Genomic DNA, 22,613 nt, shown 5'->3' on the forward strand with positions numbered 1-22,613 from the left:
ATTTGAATCAAAACTGAACAAGCTTTCCGGGGTTTAAGATATTGTTTGGATCGAAGAGATGCTTGATGCCACGCATCAGATCCATTTCGGCGGCGGGCTTCGTGCGGGCGAGCTCGTCGCGCTTCAAAAGGCCGATGCCATGTTCGGCCGAGAAGGTGCCGCCCATCTCGGCGACGACGGCGTGGACGAGGCCGTTGATCTCGCGCCAGTGCGACAGAAACGCGTCGGTGTCGGCGCCGACCGGCTGGGAAATGTTGTAGTGGACGTTGCCGTCGCCCAGATGGCCAAAGGCGCAGATGCGCGCGTCGGGGATCGCTGCGAGGACGGCGGCGTCGGCCTTTTTCAGAAAAGCCGGCACGAGCGCGACGGGCACGGCGACATCGTGCTTGATCGACCCGCCTTCCGGCTTCTGCGCCCAGCTCATCTCCTCGCGCATGTGCCAGAACGCGTCGGCCTCGGCGATCGACTTGGCGATGGCCGCGTCCTCGACGATGCCGGCTTCGAACCCTTCCGAAAGCAGCGCCTCCATGGTCTGGCTTGCGTCTTCCTCGGAGCGGCTCGAAGAGATCTCGACGAGGACGTACCAGGCGTGCGGCTCTCCCATCGGGTCGCGCGTGCCTTCGATATGCTTCAGGACGAAGTCGAGGCCGAGCCGGGGGATGAACTCGAAGCCCGTGAGGCTGCCGCTGGCATGGCGCTCGGCGACACGCAGCAATTCCAGCGCCTGTTCCGGCGAGGCGACGCCGGCATAGGCGACCTGCCGGCCGGCGGGTCGTGGATAGAGCTTCATCACGGCGCCGGTGATGATGCCGAGAGTGCCCTCCGAGCCGACGAGGAGATTGCGGATGTCATAGCCGCGATTGTCCTTCTTGAGGCGCCGCAGGCCATGATAGACCTCGCCAGAGGCGAGCACCGCCTCGATGCCGAGACACAGTTCGCGCGCGTTGCCATAGGCAAGCACCCCGGTGCCGCCGGCATTCGAGGCAAGATTGCCGCCGATCTCGCAGGAGCCTTCCGAGCCGAGCGACAGGGGAAAGAGCAGGCCGGCTTCCTCGGCCGCGTCCTGCACGTTTTGCAGGATGACGCCGGCATCGACGGTGATCGTCCGTCCGACCGGGTCGATGTCGCGGACCTTGTCGAGCCGCGACACCGACAGGGCGATGTGCCCGGGCGAGCGCGGCGACTGCCCGCCGACAAGCCCGGTATTGCCGCCCTGCGGCACGATGGGCGTTCGCGTCTCGTTGGCAAGACGCATGATCGCCGCGACCTCGTCGACGCTTCCAGGCCTCAGCACAACCGCCGCCTTGCCATCGAAAAGGCCGCGCGGCTCGGCAAGATAAGGCGCCATGTCGTGCGGTGCCGTGATCGCGTTGCGCTCGCCGACGATGGCGGCGAAGCGGGCGACGAGTTCGCCGGAGAGCGGCGCGTCGTCGGGATCGGCGGGCAGTTCGACGGGGGCTTTCTTGGTCATGGTCTCTGCCTTCATTGACGTGGAGCGCCAGATAGCGCGCGGGCAGTTCGAGGCGAAGACCCGCGCTTCGGCCACTTTTACCGGGGCGCGGCTGCCCGTCGCAGGCGGTCGTTGATCGCTTCCCCGAGGCCGGTCGACGGGATCGGCGCGACCGCGATCGCCTCGACATCGGCGGAATCGAAGGCCGAGAGCGCGGCGAACAGGTTCGAGGCGGCCTCGGCGAGATCGCCGGCGGGGCTGAGATTGACGATCGCGGCCGCGTTTTCGAGGCCTTGTGGCCGATCGGGGCCGAAGGCGATGACGAATTCGCCGGGCTCGATCGAGCGAACGTCGAGGCGCACCCGCCCGGTCGGCGCATAATGGGAGGCAAGGCTTCCGGGCGCGGCGATCGCAGCGCCGGCAGCGGGATCCTCGATCGCAAGGCCCGATGCCTCGGCGAGGACGTCCCGCGCGATGCCGCCGGCCCGCAACAGGACGAGCCGGTCACCGGCCGGTCGCACGATGGTGGATTCGAGGCCGACGGGGGTGGCGCCGCCGTCGAGGATCAGCGGGATGCGGCCGGACAGCCCGCGCGCCACGGCCTCGGCGCTGGTGCCCGTCACGCGGCCGGAAAGATTGGCGCTCGGGGCGACGATCGGGCGTGTCAGTTTGGCCGCCAGCCTCGCGACGACGCCGTGGGGCATCCTGACCGCGACGGTGTCGAGCCCGGCCGTCGCCAGCGGGTGGACCGCGGTCTTGGCGCGCAGCGGCAGGACGAGGGTGAGGGGGCCCGGCCAGAAGGCGGTGGCCAGCTTTTCGGCCAGCGCGTCGAAGACGGCGATCTCCCGCGCCATCTTCATCGAATCCACGTGGCAGATCAGCGGGTTGAAGCGCGGCCGGGCCTTGGCTTCGAAGATGCCGGCGACGGCCTTGCTGGAGCCGGAGTCACCGGCAAGGCCGTAGACGGTCTCGGTCGGCAGGGCGACGAGCTGGCCGTCGCGCAGCAGCGTTTCGGCGCGTTGCTCGGCGGCAGGGTCGGTCAGGGGGAGGATTTCGGTCTTCATGGCGCCTTGGATCGCAGACCTGGCGCCGGAAGGAAAGAAGCTGATCGCGCCTCGCCGATCTTTGACCGGCCTATGGCCATCTCAGACGGATCTGCGGCGCGAGCGAGATCTCGGAAAGTTGGATCCGGGTTCCCGGTGGCGAACACCGGGAAAGCCGACGGACCGGCCGGACGTTTTGCGTCGGTTCAAACGATCAGCGCGTTGCTTCGAAGGCGCCGAGGATCCGGCGGTCGACCGTGCCGAGGGCGACAAAATGATCGGTCCGAGGCTGGCGCACTCGGTGGCCACGCTCGGAGCGATCGACACCGAGCTGGGAGAGGATGCGGGCCGGCATCGGCATCGCATTGGCGCGACGCTCGGCATCGGCAGCCGAGATCACCTTCATCACACGGGAATGCTGCAGGCGATTGCCCGTCGTCTCGCGCGTCTGCGGATCGACCAGACGCGACGTCTCGGGAAGCCGGATCGCGGCATCGGCCGGCGGCGCGATCAGCCGCGACAGGCTTTCTGCGGCCTGCGACACGGCCTTGTGAAACGCCTTGACGTTTGCTGCCAGGGCGTCTGCGTCGTTCGCGGCAGGCGCCGTTTCCGGCGAGGCCGTCGCCCCTTCATCGGCCATGTCGGACTTGGCGACGTCCTTCTTCGTCTGATCCTTGGCGATCGCCGTCAGCATCTTCAAAGGATCGATCACCGGATGATGCTCGACCGGCCCGAAGGCGGCCAGGAGGGTGCCGTTGGCGGCGCCCGGAACCGGCGTCTCGGGCTTTGCGCCGAGCGATGCGGCACTGGCGACGGCATTCTTGGTTTCCTTCGAGACGTCGGCGATCAGCGTGCCGGCGTCGCCGTCCTGCGGCTGCTTGACGAGCTCGTTGAACGGCCAGGCCTTCCGGAGACCGGCGATGTCATAGGTCGAGACATTGACGTCGATCTTCGTCGAGGCGCCCTTCACGCGGTAGGGGCAGGAGCGCTTGTTGCAGTTGTGCATCGAGGAGAACTGCCACAGCGCATAGGACGGCCAGGTCTCTTCCGGGAACTTGCCGGTGATGTTGCCGCGATAGCGGGCATACCAGAGCGGCAGGCGCGACAGAAGCGGATAGTCGGCCTTGTGCTGGGAGATGTATTTGGCGGTGGAGCCGTTGGTGTAGAGGACGGGATAGCGGCCGGTGCGGATCTTGATCTGGTCGGCGAAGATCTCGGCGTCGGACAGGCTCATCCACTCGCTGGTGTTGTCCTCGATGTCGAGGGCGATGAGATCGTCGTCGGCCGGCTCGGCGAAATCGACGAAATGATCGGCCTGCTCACGCGGATTGCCGGGCCGGCCGAGATGATAGGCGCCCCAGAGGAGGCCCTTCATCTTCGCCATCTGCCGGCGGGTCATGTAAAGCTCCTTGGTGACGGAATATTTCCACCAACGGTTCTTGCAGAGCTTGTATTCGTCGTCCTTGTACTTGCCGCAGCTCCATTCGGGCGGCAAGCCGTCGGATGCCTTGTTGATGAAGCCGGCGATCCGCTTGTCGGAGGACAGTTCGTGCCAATCGATCGGGTTGAACTCATAGGCGTCGATGACGAGCGCCCTGTCCGATCCCTTCCAGGGCTCGTTCCACGCAGCGGCCGCGGGTGTGGCGCTCGCAAATACGAGGCCGTATGCCGTAAGCAGCGCGAAAGTCATCGCGGCTGCGAAAGCAGCGCCCTGGTTCATCATGTCTTCGAAGCCCCCTCGAAGCGTTTGGCGATTTGTTTCACTGAAGGGGCGGTTCCCCGAGGCTTTCGCCTCCCGCACCATCGTTCGCTGTGTCTCTATCCCCTGCAAATTGGGCAGGTTCCGGGCGAGTCACTTCACGAATTGTTACAAGCTGCCGTTTCGTGAGCCGTGTTGCCCGTCGTCCGCTCCATCAACGGGCGAAATAGCAAATTTGATGCAAACTCGACAAATGAGTCTGTTCAAAGGGTTAATCCGGTCCGAGGGGAGGCTGTCATGGCGTTTCGCATTGGCGCCTGGAACCAAACGCGGCACCGGCAGGCTGAGCCCGCGGCGTTTCCGGCCTTAAGCTTCAGTTCAGCTTCGGCCGGAAGCGGGGCGCCGCGGGGGCGGCGGCCGATCGCAAGCGGTCCCGTCGTCGGTCCAATCATGACCACTTGGCGAAGGATCTCCGTCCCCCGCTCGGATGGCCGTCCGTCAGCCGGCAATGCGGGAGAAATCCGCAACCTTGCCGCAGGCAGAGCGGATGCGGGCGAGGAGGGCCAGGCGGTTGGCCCGCACCTTCTCGTCATCGGCATTGACCAGCACGGTCTCGAAGAAGGCGTCGACCGGCAGGCGGAGCTTGGCAAGAGCCGCCATCGCCTGTTCGTAATTCGCGGTCTCGAGCGCATCGGCGAGCTCGATCTCGGCCCGGTCGACGGCGGCGGCGAGCAGCTTTTCCTCCTGTTCGGTAAGGATCGAAAGATCGACCGTCTCGGCGATCGCCGTGCCCTTCTTCTCCTCGGCGGCAAGGATGTTCGCCGCCCGGCGATACCCGGCGAGGAGATTGGCGCCGTCTTCCGTGGCGAGAAAGGCGCCGAGCGCCTCGACCCTGCGGGTCACGTCGAGGAGATCGTCGTTAGGAGACTGGCTGATCTCCCCCCTCGTGGGGGAGATGGGCGGCAGCCCAGAGGGAGGCGTGCCGGGCGCCGCGTCTTGAGGGGTTGGCGCCGAGGCACCCCCCTCTGCCTTGCCGGGCATCTCCCCCACAAGGGGGGAGATCGCAGCGTCGGCGCCGCCGGAAAGAACGGCATCGACGAGATCGTGGCGGGCGCCGGAATCGCGCAGCTGCACCTTCAGACGGTCGTGGAAGAAGGCGAGGAGGTCGCCCGCCGGCGTCATCGAGCCGAGCCGCAGCGTCAGCGCGTTTTCCAGGACGATGCGGATCACGCCCAGCGCCGCGCGTCTGAGAGCATAGGGATCCTTCGAACCCGTCGGCTTCTCGTCGATCGCCCAGAAGCCGACCAGCATGTCGAGCTTGTCAGCGAGCGCCACGCAGATCGCCACCGGATCGGTCGGCACCTGATCGCCGGGGCCGAGCGGCTTGTAATGCTCCTCGATCGCGGCCTGGACGGAGGGATGCTCGCCCTGCAGCGCGGCGTAATAGCGGCCCATCAGACCCTGCAGCTCGGGAAACTCGCCGACGGCCTCGGTGGTGAGGTCCGCCTTGGCGAGGAGCGCTGCGCGGCGCACCTGCCGCTTGAACTCGGCCGTCGCGATCTCGGATCGCTCGGCATCCTCGCCGTCGATCCGGACCTTGACCTGATCGCCGATCGCGCCGGCGATCGTCTCGGCGAGCGCCGCGATCCGCTCCACCCGCTCGCTTTGGCTGCCGAGCCTGGCGTGGAAGGTCACGCCCAGGGCGTCGAGCTTGGCCATGCGCTGGTCGAGCGGTTTTGAAAGGTCGAGGCCGAGCTTGTCGGCCGCCGGCTTCAGTGCCTCCAGATCCGGCAGGTCGGCCTGATCGGTCTGCCAGAAATACAGGGCGTCCGAGAGGCGCGCGCGCACGACCTTGCCGTTGCCGCGGGCGATGTCCGCGCCGCCGTCGCTTGCGGCGATGTTGGAGACGAGCAGGAAATCGTTGGAAAGGGTGGAGCTCTGGTCGCCCCCCGTCGGCCCGCTTTGGGGCCGCGCGACGAAGCACTTCTGGTTGGCCTTGATGGTGAGCTGGATCACCTCGGGCGGGATCTGCAGGAACTCTTCCTCGAAGGAGCCCATCAGCGTCACCGGCCACTCGACGAGGCCGGACACTTCCTCCAGCAGCGCCTCGTCCGGCACGACCTCGAGACCTCTCGCAAAGGCGAGGTTTTCCGCATCGTGACGGATGATGTCCTTGCGGCGCTCGGCATCGAGAACGACGAAGGCCTTTTCCAGGCTCGCCGCATAGTCGTCGAAGCGGCGCACCTTGATCGGGTCGGGCGCATGAAAGCGGTGGCCGGCCGTCAGGTTCGACGCCTTGATGCCGCCGACCTCGAAATCGACGACGACCGGCTCTTCGGTCTCCGGGCCGAAGGTGCACAGGATCGACTGCAAGGGGCGCACCCAGCGCAGCGAGCCGGGCTCAGCCGAGGCCGGGCCCCAGCGCATCGATTTCGGCCACGGGAAGTCGCGGATGATCCCCGGCATCGCCTCGGCGACGATCTCTTCGGCCGCGCGGCCGGGCTTGTTGATCCGGGCGACGTAGAATTCGCCCTTCTTCGGGTCCGACTGGACGCTGGCCTCGTCGATCGAGGACAGCCCCGCACCGCGCAGAAACCCCTGGATCGCCTTGTCCGGGGCGTCGGTGCGCGGGCCTTTGCGCTCCTCGACGACGTCCCTTGACCGGGCGTCGACGCCTCGGATGTCGAGCGTCAGCCGGCGCGGCGTCCAGTATTCCCGCGCGCCCTCATAGGTCAGGCCCGCCTCGACGAGCGCGTCCGTGACGAGCTTTTTCAGGTCCCCCGCCGCCTTGCGCTGCATGCGGGCAGGGATTTCCTCGGAGCGAAGTTCGAGCAGAAGGTCTGGCATGGTCTCGACGGTCCTCACCCTCCCCTCGATGGGGAGGGTCGGCGCGTCAGCGCCGGGGTGGGGTGAAGCGGTGCCGCCGCGGGGCCCCCCCCCCCCCACGCCGCCCCCCCCCCCCCCCCCGGGGGGGGGGGGGGGGGGCGGGGGGGGGGGGGGGCGACGCGGTGCCGCCGCTGCCCCCACCCGCTGCTTCGCAGCGACCTCCCCACGCGGGGGAGGTGGGGCGGAGCGTCGGCCGCCGCGCATCATGTGCCGCCGCTCTTCGGACAGGCCAAGGGTCGTGTCAAGGATGCGGCGATGCTTTGAATCTTGCGGCGTCAGCCTTTGCGCAACATGCTTCGCCGCTCCTCGACCGCGGCAAAGATCGTGTCCAGAACGGCATTCAGTTCAAATCGAACGTCGTCGTTCCAGAAGCGCAGAACGCGGTAGCCCTCGGATTCGAGCCACCGATCTCTCTCGAGATCCGCCTTTGTGTGAGCCGGATGCCCGTGCTGCGCGCCATCGATCTCGATGACCAGTTTCAAACGATGTGAGGCGAAATCGACGATATAGGGTCCGAGCGGGACCTGACGGCGGAAATGCGTCCCGTCGACCGGTGTCTTCTCCATATGTCGCCAGAGTTTTCGCTCCCAGTCCGTCTGAGTGGCCCGCAACTGGTTGGCCTTCAGACGCTTGAACTTTTCGATCCCCGCCATCCCCCCCCCAGCATACGGCCTCAACTCGGCAGCGCAAGATGGCGTTCCTCGCTCGTCAGCGCGCGCCGAAACGCCTCAACCTCCATTGTCGAGCAAAGCCGATATTTCCGGCGGGGAAACGCTTCGTAGAAAGCCGCAAGCCCTGGCGCCGAATGGCGGGGAAAGGTCCAGACCCATTTGAGGAAATCGGGGTCGAGGCGCTCGGGGCAGCCGGCCGCCATGTCCGGCCGGACCCGTCCGTATCCGAGTGCGATCCGCTTCAAGACACGGCGCATGCACAGGGAGCGGGGCAGGTCGAGATAGATGAGCGTGTCGGCCTTTTCACCGCGCAGTGCCATGGTGCGGGAATTGTTGCCGTCGAAGACCCAGCCGTTGCTGCCGATCGCCTCGGTGACGAGGGCGGGAAGCTCGCCGCTGTCGCGGGCCGTCCAGCCCGGCTTCCAGTAGATCTGGTCAATATGGATGACCCTGAGGCCGAGGCGCGCGCCGATCTGCTGCGCGAGCGTGGACTTGCCGCTTCCGGGGCTGCCGACGATCATCACGTTGCGGCCGATCTCGGCGCTTTTCACGCTTCCCACCTCCCGACCGTCGAACGCGTCCACTGCATCCAAGCGCGCGGCGGCGGGGCGGTCAAGCCGCCATCGCCGTCCGCTCGGGAGGAGACAGTCTGTGCCTCAGATGTCGCCCGAGAAGGTGTCGCAGGCGCGGACCTCGCCGCTGTCATAGCCGGTCCGGAACCATTTCTGCCGCTGGGCCGAGGTGCCGTGGGTGAATGAGTCCGGCACGACCGTGCCCTGGCTCTTTCTTTGCAGCGTGTCGTCGCCGATCTGGCCGGCGGCGTTCAGCGCCTCGTCGATGTCGCCCGGCTCGACGATGCCGTCGCCCTTGGCGTCATGGGCCCAGATGCCGGCATAGCAGTCGGCCTGCAGTTCGACGCGCACCGACATGGCGTTGCCTTCGGCCGCCGACATGTTCTGGCGCGCCTCGTTGTATTTCGGCAGGACGCCGGTGATGTTCTGGATGTGATGGCCGACCTCGTGGGCGATCACATAGGCCTGGGCGAAATCGCCCGGCGCGCCGAGCTGGTCTTTCAGCTGCCGGAAGAAGGTGAGGTCGAGATAGAGCTTCCGGTCGTTCGGGCAGTAGAACGGACCGGTCGCCGCGCCGGCGATGCCGCAGGCCGAGCGCACCTGGTCGTCGAAGAGGACGAGGGTGGGCTTGGGATAGGTCTCGCCCGCCGCCTCAAAACGCCGGCCCCATGTGTCTTCGGTCTCGGCCAGCACCGTCGCGACGAAGTCGTCGGTCTTGTCCGCCGTGCCCGAAACGCCGGGGCCCTGCTGCTGGGTCGTCTGGTAGTTTCCGCCGCTGCCGCCATCGGCCATACCCAGAAGCGCCAGGGGGTTGATGCCGAAGCCGAGCCACAGGACGAGGGCGATGATGATGAGGCCGATGCCGCCACCGCCGCCGGCGCGGATCGGAATGCGCATTCCGCCGCCGCCGCCGCCGAACCCGCCGCCGCCGCGCCGGTCCTCGATGTTGCTCGACTGTCGCCGCCCTTGCCACCGCATGTGTCGTTCTCCGAATGATGCCGGCGTCGCGTCGGGCGTCGCGGCGAAGATGTCCCTGTTCCGGCGCAGATAGAGCGCGCCGTCGAGAATTTGTCCTCCGCCGGCTCGAAAAGATCGTTCCCGGCGATTTTCGCTGCAGAAGATGGCGGCCGGTCTGCTGGTTCGAAGTCTGCTGACGCCAAAACTCCGATCCCTTGCGGCTTGATCGGATGCAGCGGGGAATTCTGCCATGCACGCTGACGGCGTGATCCGGTTGGAAACGGTCCGGCCACTTTCCCCAAGGGCTGCGCCACCTATGTGGCGGTTGGCCATCGCCGGGGGCTGCCCGGCCCGAAACAGCCTCCCGGTTCATCATCAAAATGCCTTCACCCGACCACGCATCACCGATCCTGACCGTCGCCGGGGTTTCCAAGACCTATGAGGGCGGCTTCCAGGCGCTGAAGACGATCGACCTGAAGATCGCGCGCGGCGAGATCTTCGCCCTTCTCGGCCCCAACGGCGCCGGCAAGACGACGCTGATCTCGATCATCTGCGGCATCGTCAATCGCTCGTCCGGCACGGTAACGGTCGACGGCCGCGACATCGACAAGGACTACCGGGTCGTGCGCTCGATGATCGGGCTGGTGCCGCAGGAACTGACCACCGACGCCTTCGAGAGCGTCTTCGACACGGTCTCCTTCTCGCGTGGCCTGTTCGGTAAGAAGAAGGACCCCGCCCATATCGAGAAGGTGCTGCGCGACCTGTCGCTCTGGGACAAGCGCGACAATAAGATCATGACGCTGTCGGGCGGCATGAAACGCCGGGTGATGATCGCCAAGGCGCTCTCCCACGAGCCGCAACTGCTCTTTCTCGACGAGCCCACGGCCGGCGTCGACGTGGCGCTGCGCCGCGACATGTGGGAGGTGGTGCGCAAGCTCAGCGAGGCCGGCGTCACCATCATCCTGACCACCCATTATATCGAGGAAGCCGAGATGATGGCCGACAGGATCGGCGTCATCTCCAGGGGCCAACTCATCCTCGTCGAGGACAAGACGGAATTGATGCGCAAGCTCGGCCACAAGGAGCTGACGCTGCATCTGATGGAGCCGCTTGCTGCGCTGCCCGAGGGCTTTTCCGACTATGACCTCTCACTGTCGGACGACGGGGCGATGCTGACCTATTCCTACGACACCAAGGCCGAACGAACGGGCATCGCCTCCCTGATCCGCCGACTTGCCGAAGATGGCATCCGCTTTCGCGACCTTTCCACCAAACAGTCGACGCTGGAGGAAATCTTCGTCAATCTGGTGGAGGACCGGTCATGAACCTCACCGCCGTATCCGCCATCTACAAGTTCGAGATGGCCCGCACCTTCCGCACCATCATGCAGAGCGTGATCTCGCCGGTGATCTCGACGTCGCTCTATTTCGTCGTCTTCGGCGCGGCCATCGGCTCGCGCATCCAGGAGGTCGACGGTGTGTCCTACGGCGCCTTCATCGTGCCCGGCCTGATCATGCTGTCGCTTTTGCAGCAGAGCCTGACCAACGCCGCCTTCGGGATCTATTTCCCGAAATTCACCGGCACGATCTACGAGCTCCTATCGGCGCCGATCTCGCCCTTCGAGATCGTTCTCGGCTATGTCGGGGCGGCGGCGACGAAGTCGATCGCGCTCGGGCTGATCATCCTCCTCACCGCCTCGCTCTTCGTCGATCTGAGGATCGAGCACCCGGTCTGGATGGTTCTGTTTCTCGTTCTGACCGCCGTCACCTTCGCCATGTTCGGCTTCATCATCGGCATCTGGGCCGACGGTTTCGAGAAGCTGCAGATCGTGCCGCTTCTGATCGTCACGCCGCTCGCCTTTCTCGGCGGCAGCTTCTACTCGATCAAGATGCTGCCGGAGTTCTGGCAGGACGTCAGCCTCGTCAATCCGGTGGTGTATCTCATCAGCGGGTTTCGCTGGGCCTTCTATGGCTCGTCGGACGTCTCGATCGGCGTCAGTCTGGGCATGACGCTGGTGTTTCTGGCGGCAACGCTTGCGGCGGTGACCTATATCTTCAAGACAGGCTGGCGGCTGAAAAGCTAGAGAGCGGCCGCCACGACGAGATTTCGTCCCTGCGCGAGCGCGCCGCAGGGGCCTTCACGAAGCGGCCGTCATCGGCCAAGGAGACGAAGAATGGCAGATGCGAAAGCCGATATCGGCGTGATCGGAATGGGCACGATGGGCGCAAATCTTGCCCTCAACATCGCCGAAAAGGGCTTCAAGGTGGCCGTGCAGAACCGCACGGCGGAAAAGGCCTTCGCGGTGAAGGATGACAATCCCGAGCTTGCCGACAACATCTTTCCTGCCGAGTCTCTGGAGGACTTCGTCAAGAGCCTGAAGACCCCGCGCGTCGCGATCTTCATGGTGCCGGCCGGCAAGCCGGTCGACGACGAGATGGAGAAGATCCGCCCGCTGCTCGAAGAGGGCGACGTGATGGTCGATGCCGGCAATGCCGACTTCAACGACACCGTCCGCCGCTCGCAGGCGGTCGAGGGAACCGGCCTCAAATTCATCGGCATGGGCGTGTCCGGAGGCGAGCTCGGCGCGCGGCACGGCCCGTCGATCATGGTCGGCGGCGCGAAGGATTCCTATCCGCTGATCGAGCCGGTGCTGACCAAGATCGCGGCGAAATACAAGGACGAGCCCTGCGTCGCCTGGCTCGGGCCGGATGGCGCGGGCCATTTCGTCAAGACCATCCACAACGGCATCGAATATGCCGACATGCAGATGATCGCCGAGATCTACGGCATCATGCGCGACGGGCTGAAGCTCGAGCCGTCGAAGATGGCCGAGATCTTCCGCGACTGGAACACGCGGGAACTCGCCTCCTACCTCATCGAGATCACCGCGGTGAATCTCGACGAGATCGATCCGAAGACCGACAAGCCGATGGTCGAGGTCATCGTCGACGAGGCCGGCCAGAAGGGCACCGGGCGCTGGGCGGTGATCGAGGCCGAAAAGCTCGGCGTCGGCGCGACGACGCTGGAAGCGGCCGTCGCCGCGCGCGGCCTCTCCTCGCGCCGGGCCGAGCGGGCCGATGCGGCCAAGCTCTATGACAAGGTGGAGGCCGGCCAGCCGCAGTTCTTCGCCGACGAGCCGGGCCTGTCGGAGCTGGAATCGGCGCTGGTGACGGCGAAGATCATCGCCTATGCCCAGGGCTATGCCGCGATGGCCGCGGCCTCGGACGAGAATTCATGGAACCTGCCACTCGGGACGATCGCCGAGATCTGGCGCGCCGGCTGCATCATCCGCTCGCACTTCCTCGACGACATCGCCAAGGCCTACGACAAGGGCCACACGGTGGTGAACATCCTGCAGTCGCCGGATTTCGTCGGCCGCGTCGCCAAGGGCCAGTCGGCGCTGCGCCGGGTGGTGGCCAAGGCTTCGCTGGCGGGCATCCCGGTGCCGGCGCTCTCGGCCGCGCTCGCCTATTTCGACGATTATCGCCGGGAGAGAGGCACCGCCAACCTCATCCAGGCCCAGCGCGACCTCTTCGGCGCCCACACCTTCCACCGCTTCGATACGGACGGCGCGGTGCATCACAAGTGGCCGGCGGTGTGAGGCTGGCGTCTCGAGCGGTTGTCCGCTGGTCAGGGGACATCGCTGTCGCGCTCGTGGGCTTTTTGCTCTGGCCGCGCCGAGGCACCCCCCTCTGCCTGCCGGCATCTCCCCCACAAGGGGGGAGATCGGCTGGGGGTGGTGTCGCGGCTCCTATCGATCGTTTTGATCGACGCAATTCCCCGCCATCAAAAGGCGGGAGACCCGTCGAGGCAGCATCGATCTCCCCCCTTGTGGGGGAGATGTCCGGCAGGACAGAGGGGGGTGCGGCGCGGCGGATCGGATCAGGGCAATGGCGCCCGCCATTCCCTCGCCCTTCGAGGCGAGCTTTGCTCGCACCTCAGGATGAGGGAACGGGGAACCGCCGCGCCCCTTGGCGACGGGAGCCAGAGCCGCTCCCCAGCGCTTCCATGCCCCTCACCCTGAGGTGCTCGCGAAGCGAGCCTCGAAGGGCGAGGGGCACCCCACCGGCTTCCATGCTCCTCAATGCTGATACGGATCCACCGCGTCCCTCAAGCCATCCCCGACGAACGAAAACGCCAGCACCACCAGCACCACCGGCAGCATCGGCAAAAGCAGCCAGGGATAGAGCGCCACCGCCTCGATATTCTGGGCTTCCGATAAAAGCACGCCCCAGGAGGTGATCGGCGGGCGGAGGCCGAGGCCGAGGAAGGAGAGCGCGGTTTCGGCCAGGATCATCGTCGGGATCGACAGCGAGGCCGAAGCGATCAGATGGCTCATGAAGTTCGGCAACAGATGCCGGAAGATGATCCGCCGCGGGCTCGCGCCGAGCATCTCGGCGGCGGTGACGAAATCTTCCTCCCGCAGCGAGAAGAGCTTGGAGCGCACGGCGCGGGCGAGGCCCGGCCAGTCGAGGAGGGCAAGGATCAGTGTGATGCCGAAATAGACGAGCAGCGGGCTCCAGGTCAGCGGCAGGGCGGCCGACAGCGCCAGCCAGAGCGGCAGTTCGGGGATCGAGCGCAGAACTTCCGTCACCCGCTGGACGCTCGCATCCACCCAGCCGCCGAAATAGCCGGCGAGCCCGCCGATGGTGATGCCGAGGATGAAGGACAGCGTCACCCCGACGAGGCCGATGGTGAGCGAGATGCGCGCGCCATAGATGATGCGCGAGAGCATGTCGCGGCCGAGGCGGTCGGTGCCGAGCAGGAACAGCGTGCCGCCTTCCGGCGGACAGACGAGATGGGTGTCGGCCTCGAACAGGCCCCAGAACGAATAGGCTTCGCCCTTACAGAAGAACCGGACCGGCATCGGCCTTGACGTGTCCTCCGCATAGGTCCGCTTCAGCGTCTCCATGTCGAGGGCATAGTCGAGCGGATAGACGAAGGGTCCGACGAGGTCGCCATCGTGAAACAGATGCACCGATTGCGGCGGGGCGAAGATGAAATCCGTGTGCCGGGAGGAGAGTTCGTAAGGTGACAGGAACTCGACGAACAGGATCGAGACATAGCTGATGGCGAGAAAGGCCAGGCTGACGACGGCGACGCGATGGCGCAGGAAGCGCCACCAGATCAGCCTTGCCTGCGAGGCCCGCGCGTAGCGCTCCGACAGGACCGAACCGGTGGCGATCGTCGCCTCGGCATCGAAGGGCTCGGTCGAGATGAAATGCGGGATCTGGCTCACCGTGCGCCCTTCACACCGAGGCGGATACGCGGGTCGAGAAGGGCGAGCAAAAGGTCGGATATGAACATGCCGACGACCGTCAGAAGCGCCAGGAACATCAGGAACGAGCCGGCGAGATACATGTCCTGGCTTCTCAGCGACGACAAAAGCATCGGACCCGTCGTCGGCAGGCTCATCACCGCGGAGATGATCACCGATCCCGAGACGATCTGTGGCAGAATCGAGCCGAGATCGGCGATGAAGGGGTTCATCGCCATGCGCAGCGGATATTTGAACAGGATGCGGTTCTCCGACAGGCCCTTGGCCCGCGCGGTCGTCACATATTGCCGGTGGAGTTCGTCGAGGAGATTGGCGCGCAAGCGGCGGATCATGCCGGCGGTGCCCGCCGTGCCGATGACGACCACCGGCACCCACAGATGGGCGAGCACCGAGCCGACCTTGGCCATCGACCAGGGCGCGCCGATGAATTCGGGCGCCATCAGCCCGCCGATCGACGTGCCGAACCAGACGTTTGCGAGATAAAGAAGGATCAGCGCGAGCAGGAAATTCGGCGTGGCGAGCCCGAGAAAGCCGAGGAAGGACAGGCCGTGGTCGCCCCAGCTATATTGATGGGTGGCCGAATAGATCCCGATCGGAAACGACACGAGATAGATGAAGATGACCGTCGCCGCGTTGAGCAGAAGCGTCAGCGGCATTCGCTCGCCGACGACGTCGGCGACCGGCTGGTTGTATTCGAAGGAATAGCCGAGATCGCCGTGAACCAGCCCTGTCACCCAGACGAGATATTGCTGCCACAGCGGCTTGTCGAGGCCATATTCCTCGCGCAGAAACTGGATCTTGTCGGCGGTGACCTGCTCGCCCTGCGCCTGGATCTCGGCAATGTAGCTGGTCAGGTAATCGCCCGGCGGCAGCTGGATGATGGCGAAGACGAGCACGCTGATCGCCGCGAGCGTCAGCACCATGGTCATCAGACGGTTGCCAAGATAGCGGATCACCGGCGCTTATCCGCCGTGTCGATCGCGGGGCAGGCGAAGTAGAAGCTGTCGGGGTTGTAGATGCCGAAAAAGGCGCCGGGATCGTAGTTGTAGACGCCTTTCTCCGGCACATTCTCGAGCTTGTTCGAGACGACGACGATCTGGTCGACGCTTGAAACGATGCCGATGGTGAAGACCTGATCGGCGAAGATCCTCAGCGCCTCGCGCCATATACGGGTCTTTTCGTCGGTGTCGAGGGTCGCCTTCCAGGCGTCGCGCAAGGCGATCAGCCGTCTGAGCGGGGCAAGGTCCTGTGTCTCCTCCAGCTTCTCGCCGCCGGTGCCGTGGGTCTCGACCCACATGCCGTAGCCCGGCCATTCCAGCTGCTCGGCCGTCGAGGGCACGATCTCGCCCGGGTCGGTATCCGGCGTGGCAAGGCCGTTGTCGAGCCCGGTCCACACCGAGATCAGGGTGGCGCCGGACTTGACCCGGTTGCGGAAGATTTCGCGCTGGCTCTCGCGGATCAGAAGATCGATGCCGATCTTGCGCCAGTCGTCGCGCACCAGCTGGAGGACGTCCGACTGCTCGCGGCTCTCGCCGGCGGTCTCGACGACGATGCGCATTTCACGGCCGTCGGGCAGAAGTCTCAGACCGCCCGGCGTGCTGCGTTTCAGCCCGAGCGCGTCGAGCATCTCGTTGGCGCGGTCCGGCTCGTAGGTCGACCACATCGAGCGGAGCTTGGGATCGAAGAAGGGCGAGCCGGGCAGGACCGTGTTGCCGCCCGGTTCGGCGAGGCCGTAGAAGATCGCCTGGTTGATGTCCTTGCGGTTGATCGCCAGCGACAGTGCCCGCCTGAAATCGGCGGTCTGCAGGAGCTTGCGCCAGACCGGATCCTTGGCGTTGAGGTTCGGAAACAGCGCCACATGGGCGCCCTTGCCGGATTTCCAGCGGCGGACCTCGTAGTTCGAGCGTTTCTCGCCGCGTTTGAGGAACGGATAGTTGGCAAAGGACAGATAGGCGGCCTGAAGATCGGATTCGCCATTGGCGACCTTGGCGGGGATCAGCCCGGAATTGGCGATGGTCAGCGCCACCTCGTCGATATAGGGGAGCTGACGACCTTCCTGATCGACCCGGAAGAAATAGGGGTTGCGGGCAAAGATCAGCCGCTCGGCGGGCGGCTTGGTCACCAGCATCCAGGGCTGCAGCGTCGGCATGTCGGGATTGTCGTTGCGCTGGGCCCGGTCCTTCTTGAAATGCAGGGCGACCCAGTTGCGCTGGCCAGATTTCTCGACCTTCGCCTCGACCTTCTTGGGGTCGGTGTAGTTCGGATTGAATTTCTTCAGATAATGAGCGGGCCTAAAGATATCGAAGGGCGTTGCGGCCGCCAGCGCAGCGAGGAAGCCCGGATTGGGCTTGGCCCAGGCGTAGCGCACGGTGTATTCGTTGGGGAAGGTCACCACCGGCTCTTCGCCGTCAGCCAGAAGTTCCGGGGGAATGCCGAATTTGGCGATCTTCGGATTTTTCGCCATGTCTTCCCAGAAATAGCGAAAGTCTTCGGCGGTGAACGGCACGCCGTCCGACCATTTCATCCCCGGCCTGAGATGGAAGGTGAAGATCCGACCTTGCTCGACCTCGTAGCTTTCGAGGATGTCCGGCACGATCTTGTAGCTCGTGTCGTAGCCGACGAGGCGGGCATAGCCGAAGACCGGCATGATGCGCGTGTCCTTGGCGCTGCCGGCGAGCATGTTCAAAGTGCCGCCCAGCTCGTCGGCGGGGCAGGCGCTGTCGACGGGAAGGACACGGGGCACGTTCGGCAGTCGCTCGGAGATCGGCGGCAGCTCGCCCTTGGCGACGGCGGCGGCCAGCGACGTCGGCTCCGGCACGTCCTGCGCCGAGGCCTCAGAGGACAAGACGCCGAGAAGACCTGCAATGAGACAGAGCGCTGCCACGACCATGGCGCGAGCATCAAAGTGCGAGGCGCCTTGCTCTTGCGCGCTCACTCCCTGCTCATGCCGCATTGCCGGCTCCCTTTCCCCAGAATTGCCGCCAGTAAGCTGCGAGGTTGACGCTTTGTCAATGATAGCAGTGGCCGCATGGCGCGGGTTGCGCCCAACCCCGCCTTCGACGATGACATCGCTTCTCGTCATCTGCGCCAAAGGCGGGCCGCTGGAATAGCTTGGCGTCAAGGCCCGTCGAGAGTGTGACGCCCGTCCTTGCCGGCTCGGCTTCGCTCGCATAATCCCGGCGTCATGCCCATCTGAAGGGGCGCCGAGTGTATGGAAGACGGGACGGGCATGATGGAGCGGCGGGTCGCAATTCTGGTCAAGGGCTATCCGCGCCTGTCGGAGACCTTCATCGCCCAGGAGATCGCCGGCTTAGAGGATCGCGGGCTGGATCAGCTGATCGTTTCGCTGCGCCAGCCGGGCGAGACCAAGGTGCATCCCGTCCATCGCAGGATCACCGCGCCGGTGCTCTATCTGCCGGAATATCTGAAGGACGATCCGGCGCGGGTGAAGCGCGGCCGCGACTTCGCCGAGCGCCAGCCGGGTTTTGCCGAGGCCGAGCGGATCTTTCAGGCGGATCTGAAGCGTGACCACACCGCCAATCGCTACCGCCGCTTCGGCCAGGCCTGCGTGCTTGCCGCCGAACTTCCCGCGGATGTCGGCTGGCTGCACACCCATTACCTGCACACGCCGGCCTCCGTCGCGCGCTATGCGGCGACGATCCTCGGCCTCGGCTGGTCGTTCTCCGCCCATGCCAAGGACATCTGGACGTCGGAGGCCTGGGAGCTCGCCGAGAAGCTCGATTCGTCGGCCTTCGGGGTGACCTGCACGGCGACCAATCTCGATTATCTGCAGTCGCTGGCCAGGCAGCCGAAAAAGGTCGAGCTCGTCTATCACGGCCTCGATCTCTCCGGCATCACGCCGCCGAAGCGCGAGCCCTATGACGGCGACCGGCCCTATCGCATCGTTTCGGTCGGCCGGGCGGTCGAGAAGAAGGGCTATGGCGATCTCATCCGGGCGCTCGCCCGGCTGAAGGATCGCGACTGGCATTTCGACCATGTCGGCGGCGGCGCCTTGGCGAAAAAGCTGAAAGACCAGACCGCGAAGGCCGGCATCGCCGATCGCATCACCTGGCACGGCAGCCGCGAGCGCCGCGACGTCTTCGCGCTTCTGGAAAAGGCCGATCTCTTCGTCCTCCCGTCGCGCATCGCCAGATCCGGCGACCGGGACGGGCTGCCCAACGTCTTGATGGAGGCGCAGGCGCACCGTCTGCCGGTGATCTCGACGCATGTCTCGGCCATCCCCGAACTCGTCACCGACGGCGAGACGGGCCTCCTCGTTAAGGAGCGCGACCCCAAGGCTCTGGCGGAAGCGATCGCGAGGTTGATGGACGACCCGGCGCTGGCGATGCGCCTTGCCGAGGCGGGCGAGAGGCGGGTGCGGGAAAAATTCTCGCCCGAACCCGGGCTCGACCGGGTGGCGGCGCTGCTCGGCGATGCGCTGCGGGCGAAGGCGGCATGAGCGCGAGGCCAACAGCGACCATCGCCGATTTGCCGCTGTCGTCGGCCGCGCTCGATCGGCTGTCCGACGCGGGCCGACGCGTGGCGTTCTGGTGGCGCGACGACGACGCGCGCCGGCCGACGCCCGAACTGGAGCGCCTGCTCGCGCTGGCGAAAGATCATGACGTTCCGCTCGCGCTTGCCGTCATCCCGGAAGGCGCCGAACCGGCTCTCGCCGAACGACTGTCGCGCGAACCCCACGTTTCGGTGCTTCTCCACGGCTTTTCCCACGCCAACCATGCGCCGGAGGGCGAAAAACGCGCCGAATTCGGCGACCATCGGCCAGCAGAGGCGATGGCGGGTGAGATCACGGCCGGAAAGAGCAAGCTGGAAGGCCTCTTCGGGAACAGCTTTCATCCCGTCTTCGTGCCGCCATGGAACCGCATCGGCCCGAGCGCCCGGACGCTGTTGCCGCACCTCGGCCTGCCGATCGTTTCCACCTACGGCCCGGCGAAGGCGCGCGGCGAGGGGATGCCGGCCGAGCACAATACGCATCTCGACATCATGGACTGGCGGGCGATGCGCGGTCTTGCCATCGACGAGGCCGATCGCCTTCTCGCCGCTCAGATCGACGAAAATCGCGCCGGCGAAACCATCGGGATTCTGACCCACCATCTCCAGCATGACGAGGCGGCGTGGGCCCTTGCGAACCGGCTTCTCGGCCTCCTTGCGGCACATCCGGCGGCCGGGTGGAAAGCCGCGCTTTGATTCCGTTCGCGAAGCGATTATGACGCGCCGATGTCTCAGCGTGTTTTTCTCACCGGCGCGGCCGGTTTCATCGGTTTTCACACCGCCAAGAAGCTGCTCGCCCGCGGCGATGCCGTCGTCGGTTTCGACAGCGTCAACGATTACTACGACCCGCGGCTGAAGCGCGGCCGGCTGGCCGAGCTTTCCCGGCTGGCCGAGACGACCGGCTGCGACTTCACCTTCGTCGAGGCCGATCTCGCCGAGAGGGCGGCACTTGACCGGGTGTTCGCGACGGGCGCCTTCGACCGGGTGATCCATCTCGCGGCGCAGGCGGGCGTGCGCTATTCGCTGGAAAATCCCGAAAGCTACGTGTCGAGCAATCTCGTCGGCTTTGCCAACATGCTCGAGGTCTGCCGCCACGCGCATGTGCCGCATCTGACCTTCGCCTCGTCGTCGAGCGTCTATGGCGCCAACCGCAAGGTACCGTTCTCCGAGCATGACGGCGTCGACCATCCGATCCAGCTCTATGCCGCGACCAAGCGCTCCAACGAGCTGATGGCGCATGCCTACAGCCATCTCTTTTCGCTGCCGGTGACGGGCCTGCGCTTCTTCACCGTCTACGGGCCCTGGGGGCGGCCCGACATGGCCTATTACTCCTTTGCCGAGAAAATCATGGCCGGCCGGCCGATCGCCTTGTTCAACAACGGCCGCCACAGCCGCGACTTCACCTTCATCGACGACATCGTCGAGGGCGTCGTCAGGGCGAGCGATCGCATCGCGCCGCCGAGCCCCTCCTTCGATCCGGCAAGGCCGGATCCGGCGACGAGCAGTGCGCCGTTCCGGATCTTCAACATCGGCAATGGCCGGCCGGTCGAGCTGAAGCACTATGTCGAAGTTCTGGAGAAGGCGCTCGGCAAGCGTGCGATCATCGAACTGAAGCCGATGCAGGTGGGCGACATCGAGGACACCCTCGCCGATGTCGCGGAGATCGAGACCGCGCTCGACTATCGCCCCACCACGACCGTGGAAGACGGCATCGCCGCCTTCGTCGACTGGTATCTCGCCTATCGCCGAAAGACCGGCTGAAGCGCATTCGACTTTCGAACCTACCCTTCGCGAGACAGCGCGCCCGGCTTGATACCTGGCATCGCGTGTCGGCGGAGGGTCGCTGCGAGGGAACGGTCTGCCGGCGTTCGGACTTTCTCTCCAGACAGAAAATTCAAAGGGAGACCCCCCATGTCCGACACGAAAAAACGCCCGCCGGAAGACCTTGATCAGCCGGATCTCGTCGGCAATGCCGTCGAGCGGACCGACAACGGCTTCGAAGGCAAGAAGGACGGCGAACGGCTGATCGGGCGCGATATCCCGATCGAGGAGCAGGACGCCGAAGAAGAAGAAAAGCTGCCCTGACCGATGCCGGGCCGGCGCGGCTCGATGAGCATCTCCAGCGCGCGAAGCGAAGAATCATGGCGGGCGCTGCGAACATACCGGCTTGCACGCGCAAGCAAGGCGGAGCATCGACTGGGCCTTCCGTCAAGGCCCCTCCGGCAAGCGCTGGCTGCAACGGCTTGCCGGCAGCTGCTGGCAGGCAGGCCGCTTTCCGTCATAAACGAAAAAGCGGCCGACAAGCGCCGCCACCATCCGGGAGATCTCGATCCATGCTGAAGACAATTTCGCCCCTCATCACCCCCGAGCTCCTGCAGATCCTTGCGGCGATGGGACATGGCGACGAACTCGTCCTGGCGGATCGCAACTTCCCCGCAGCTTCCGTGGCGGCCGAGACCGTGACAGGCGTTCTCGTTCAGATGACCGGGGTCGGCACGACCGAGGCCGCCGAGGCGATCCTGTCGCTGATGCCGCTCGACACCTTCGTCGATGCTCCGGTCCGCCACATGGCGCCCGAGGGCGAGCCGGAGGCCGAATTTGCGGTCCATCGCGACATGCAGGCGATCGTCGATGCCGCCGAGGGGCGCGAGGTGGCGATCGAGGCGGTCGAGCGTTTCGATTTCTACGACGAGGCGAAGACCGCCTATGCGGTGGTGCGGACCGGCGAGACCCGGCCTTATGGCTGCTTCATCTTCAAGAAGGGCGTGATCGCCGATCCTGCCGCCGAATGATCCGCGGCGCGGCGCGGGACGCGTGCGCCTGTGCAACGAGAAATCATCTTCGCCGGGGCTGCGACGGTGGCGTTCGTACTCGCTGGAAACGAAAATTCCCCCACGGGCGAGAGCGTTGCGACTTGACGCTGCGTCCTTGTCGCAGGGGCAGATATGACGCCAAATAGGTGCAGTGCAGCATAGTTTGGCAACCCTGGATTATGAATTGACGTCCTGCATAGTACACAGTCTTTACGAAGTGGGACGTATGGCATATTGCTATGCAGCATGGGTGGCGGGCTTCAAGCGACAGCGGCAGCATAACCCGATGACATCGACACGAATGTGAGAACAAAATGAAGATTATCATCCTGGGTGGGGATGGCTTTTGCGGCTGGCCAAATGCGCTCTACCTGTCCAAACAGGGTCATGACGTCATTATCGTCGACAATCTGTCGCGTCGCTCGATCGACCTCGAGCTCGAGGTCGACAGCCTGACGCCGATCCGTCCGATCGGCGAGCGGATCCGGGTCTGGAAGGAATTGACCGGCAAGGAGATCCGCTTCGAGAACTTCACGGTCGGCGAGCACTATCATCGCCTTCTGACGCTGATCGAGACCGAGCAGCCCGACGCGATCGTGCATTTCGCTGAGCAGCGCGCCGCGCCCTATTCGATGAAGTCGTCGTCGCACAAGCGCTATACGGTGAGCAACAACCTCAACGCCACCAACGACGTCCTCGCCGCGATCGTCGAGTCGCGCCAGAACATCCATCTCA

Annotated in this window: 19 protein-coding genes; 9 read left to right on the forward strand and 10 right to left on the reverse strand. The window is 65.4% G+C overall.

Annotation, left to right across the window (positions count from 1 at the left end):
- Window positions 1-7: 7 nt before the first annotated feature.
- The 7 genes from J6595_RS17435 to ypfJ form a co-directional block, all read right to left on the reverse strand.
- Window positions 8-1,471: an FAD-binding oxidoreductase gene (locus tag J6595_RS17435; protein ID WP_209596058.1), complete on the reverse strand. Its 1,464-nt coding sequence runs from the start codon at window positions 1,469-1,471 to the stop codon at window positions 8-10.
- Window positions 1,472-1,548: 77 nt separating this feature from the next.
- Window positions 1,549-2,514, reverse strand: coding sequence for an L-threonylcarbamoyladenylate synthase (locus J6595_RS17440; protein WP_209596060.1), 966 nt, complete (start codon window positions 2,512-2,514; stop codon window positions 1,549-1,551).
- Between the two features lie 193 nt (window positions 2,515-2,707).
- The gene (locus J6595_RS17445) at window positions 2,708-4,216 is read right to left on the reverse strand and encodes a glycoside hydrolase family 25 protein (RefSeq protein ID WP_245198683.1); all 1,509 of its coding nucleotides are present in this window, start codon (window positions 4,214-4,216) and stop codon (window positions 2,708-2,710) included.
- A gap of 474 nt (window positions 4,217-4,690) precedes the next feature.
- Window positions 4,691-7,039 (reverse strand): glycine--tRNA ligase subunit beta, encoded by a 2,349-nt coding sequence (gene glyS / locus J6595_RS17450; protein ID WP_209596062.1) that lies wholly within the window; start codon window positions 7,037-7,039, stop codon window positions 4,691-4,693.
- Window positions 7,040-7,353: 314 nt separating this feature from the next.
- Window positions 7,354-7,731 (reverse strand): endonuclease domain-containing protein, encoded by a 378-nt coding sequence (locus J6595_RS17455; protein WP_209596064.1) that lies wholly within the window; start codon window positions 7,729-7,731, stop codon window positions 7,354-7,356.
- 20 nt (window positions 7,732-7,751) lie between these two features.
- On the reverse strand, window positions 7,752-8,300 hold the full coding sequence (locus tag J6595_RS17460) for a P-loop NTPase family protein (RefSeq protein ID WP_209596066.1): 549 nt from the start codon (window positions 8,298-8,300) through the stop codon (window positions 7,752-7,754).
- 105 nt (window positions 8,301-8,405) lie between these two features.
- Window positions 8,406-9,299, reverse strand: a complete 894-nt coding sequence (gene ypfJ / locus J6595_RS17465) for a KPN_02809 family neutral zinc metallopeptidase (RefSeq protein WP_209596068.1) — start codon at window positions 9,297-9,299, stop codon at window positions 8,406-8,408.
- Between the two features lie 359 nt (window positions 9,300-9,658).
- On the opposite strand from ypfJ, the gene J6595_RS17470 reads away from it, so the two are divergent.
- From J6595_RS17470 to gndA, 3 genes are all read left to right on the forward strand, one after another.
- Window positions 9,659-10,603 (forward strand): ABC transporter ATP-binding protein, encoded by a 945-nt coding sequence (locus tag J6595_RS17470; protein ID WP_209596070.1) that lies wholly within the window; start codon window positions 9,659-9,661, stop codon window positions 10,601-10,603.
- Window positions 10,600-11,361 (forward strand): ABC transporter permease, encoded by a 762-nt coding sequence (locus tag J6595_RS17475; RefSeq protein ID WP_209596072.1) that lies wholly within the window; start codon window positions 10,600-10,602, stop codon window positions 11,359-11,361. The genes J6595_RS17470 and J6595_RS17475 overlap by 4 nt, the downstream gene beginning before the upstream one ends.
- A 90-nt stretch (window positions 11,362-11,451) precedes the next feature.
- Window positions 11,452-12,879: an NADP-dependent phosphogluconate dehydrogenase gene (gene gndA, locus J6595_RS17480; protein WP_209596074.1), complete on the forward strand. Its 1,428-nt coding sequence runs from the start codon at window positions 11,452-11,454 to the stop codon at window positions 12,877-12,879.
- A 480-nt stretch (window positions 12,880-13,359) separates the two neighbouring features.
- Here the strand turns inward: gndA and J6595_RS17485 are convergent, their stop codons facing one another.
- From J6595_RS17485 to J6595_RS17495, 3 genes are read right to left on the reverse strand one after another with little or no spacing between them, the layout of a single operon-like run.
- Complete coding sequence (locus J6595_RS17485) at window positions 13,360-14,517, reverse strand: ABC transporter permease (RefSeq protein ID WP_209596083.1); 1,158 nt, start codon at window positions 14,515-14,517, stop codon at window positions 13,360-13,362.
- A complete protein-coding gene (locus tag J6595_RS17490; RefSeq protein ID WP_209596085.1) occupies window positions 14,514-15,512 on the reverse strand; it encodes an ABC transporter permease in 999 nt (332 codons plus the stop codon). Before J6595_RS17490 ends, J6595_RS17485 begins: the two co-directional genes overlap by 4 nt.
- A complete protein-coding gene (locus tag J6595_RS17495) occupies window positions 15,509-17,491 on the reverse strand; it encodes an ABC transporter substrate-binding protein (protein ID WP_342453238.1) in 1,983 nt (660 codons plus the stop codon). The genes J6595_RS17490 and J6595_RS17495 overlap by 4 nt, the downstream gene beginning before the upstream one ends.
- A gap of 297 nt (window positions 17,492-17,788) precedes the next feature.
- Here J6595_RS17495 and J6595_RS17500 point away from each other — a divergent pair, with 297 nt between their 5' ends.
- The 6 genes from J6595_RS17500 to J6595_RS17525 all read left to right on the forward strand — a co-directional run.
- The gene (locus J6595_RS17500) at window positions 17,789-19,015 is read left to right on the forward strand and encodes a glycosyltransferase (RefSeq protein ID WP_209596135.1); all 1,227 of its coding nucleotides are present in this window, start codon (window positions 17,789-17,791) and stop codon (window positions 19,013-19,015) included.
- Window positions 19,012-19,761 (forward strand): polysaccharide deacetylase family protein, encoded by a 750-nt coding sequence (locus J6595_RS17505; RefSeq protein WP_209596087.1) that lies wholly within the window; start codon window positions 19,012-19,014, stop codon window positions 19,759-19,761. Before J6595_RS17500 ends, J6595_RS17505 begins: the two co-directional genes overlap by 4 nt.
- A gap of 30 nt (window positions 19,762-19,791) precedes the next feature.
- On the forward strand, window positions 19,792-20,826 hold the full coding sequence (locus tag J6595_RS17510; RefSeq protein ID WP_209596089.1) for an NAD-dependent epimerase: 1,035 nt from the start codon (window positions 19,792-19,794) through the stop codon (window positions 20,824-20,826).
- Between the two features lie 150 nt (window positions 20,827-20,976).
- On the forward strand, window positions 20,977-21,150 hold the full coding sequence (locus tag J6595_RS17515) for a hypothetical protein (RefSeq protein WP_209596091.1): 174 nt from the start codon (window positions 20,977-20,979) through the stop codon (window positions 21,148-21,150).
- Between the two features lie 248 nt (window positions 21,151-21,398).
- Window positions 21,399-21,857, forward strand: a complete 459-nt coding sequence (locus tag J6595_RS17520) for an RbsD/FucU family protein (protein ID WP_209596093.1) — start codon at window positions 21,399-21,401, stop codon at window positions 21,855-21,857.
- Between the two features lie 335 nt (window positions 21,858-22,192).
- On the forward strand, window positions 22,193-22,613 hold a 421-nt coding region (locus J6595_RS17525; RefSeq protein ID WP_209596095.1), incomplete at its 3' end, for an NAD-dependent epimerase/dehydratase family protein.

The organism is Jiella mangrovi (assembly GCF_017815135.1).
Classification (GTDB): Bacteria; Pseudomonadota; Alphaproteobacteria; order Rhizobiales; family Rhizobiaceae; genus Jiella; species Jiella mangrovi.

Bases quoted from the DNA above. Each gene is read 5' to 3' on its own strand.
- J6595_RS17435 (WP_209596058.1), bottom strand. From the start codon at position 1,471: ATGACCAAGAAAGCCCCCGTCGAACTGCCCGCCGATCCCGACGACGCG.
- J6595_RS17440 (WP_209596060.1), bottom strand. From the start codon at position 2,514: ATGAAGACCGAAATCCTCCCCCTGACCGACCCTGCCGCCGAGCAACGC.
- J6595_RS17445 (WP_245198683.1), bottom strand. From the start codon at position 4,216: ATGATGAACCAGGGCGCTGCTTTCGCAGCCGCGATGACTTTCGCGCTG.
- glyS (WP_209596062.1), bottom strand. From the start codon at position 7,039: ATGCCAGACCTTCTGCTCGAACTTCGCTCCGAGGAAATCCCTGCCCGC.
- J6595_RS17455 (WP_209596064.1), bottom strand. From the start codon at position 7,731: ATGGCGGGGATCGAAAAGTTCAAGCGTCTGAAGGCCAACCAGTTGCGG.
- ypfJ (WP_209596068.1), bottom strand. From the start codon at position 9,299: ATGCGGTGGCAAGGGCGGCGACAGTCGAGCAACATCGAGGACCGGCGC.
- J6595_RS17470 (WP_209596070.1), top strand. From the start codon at position 9,659: ATGCCTTCACCCGACCACGCATCACCGATCCTGACCGTCGCCGGGGTT.
- J6595_RS17475 (WP_209596072.1), top strand. From the start codon at position 10,600: ATGAACCTCACCGCCGTATCCGCCATCTACAAGTTCGAGATGGCCCGC.
- gndA (WP_209596074.1), top strand. From the start codon at position 11,452: ATGGCAGATGCGAAAGCCGATATCGGCGTGATCGGAATGGGCACGATG.
- J6595_RS17500 (WP_209596135.1), top strand. From the start codon at position 17,789: ATGGAGCGGCGGGTCGCAATTCTGGTCAAGGGCTATCCGCGCCTGTCG.
- J6595_RS17505 (WP_209596087.1), top strand. From the start codon at position 19,012: ATGAGCGCGAGGCCAACAGCGACCATCGCCGATTTGCCGCTGTCGTCG.
- J6595_RS17510 (WP_209596089.1), top strand. From the start codon at position 19,792: ATGTCTCAGCGTGTTTTTCTCACCGGCGCGGCCGGTTTCATCGGTTTT.
- J6595_RS17515 (WP_209596091.1), top strand. From the start codon at position 20,977: ATGTCCGACACGAAAAAACGCCCGCCGGAAGACCTTGATCAGCCGGAT.
- J6595_RS17520 (WP_209596093.1), top strand. From the start codon at position 21,399: ATGCTGAAGACAATTTCGCCCCTCATCACCCCCGAGCTCCTGCAGATC.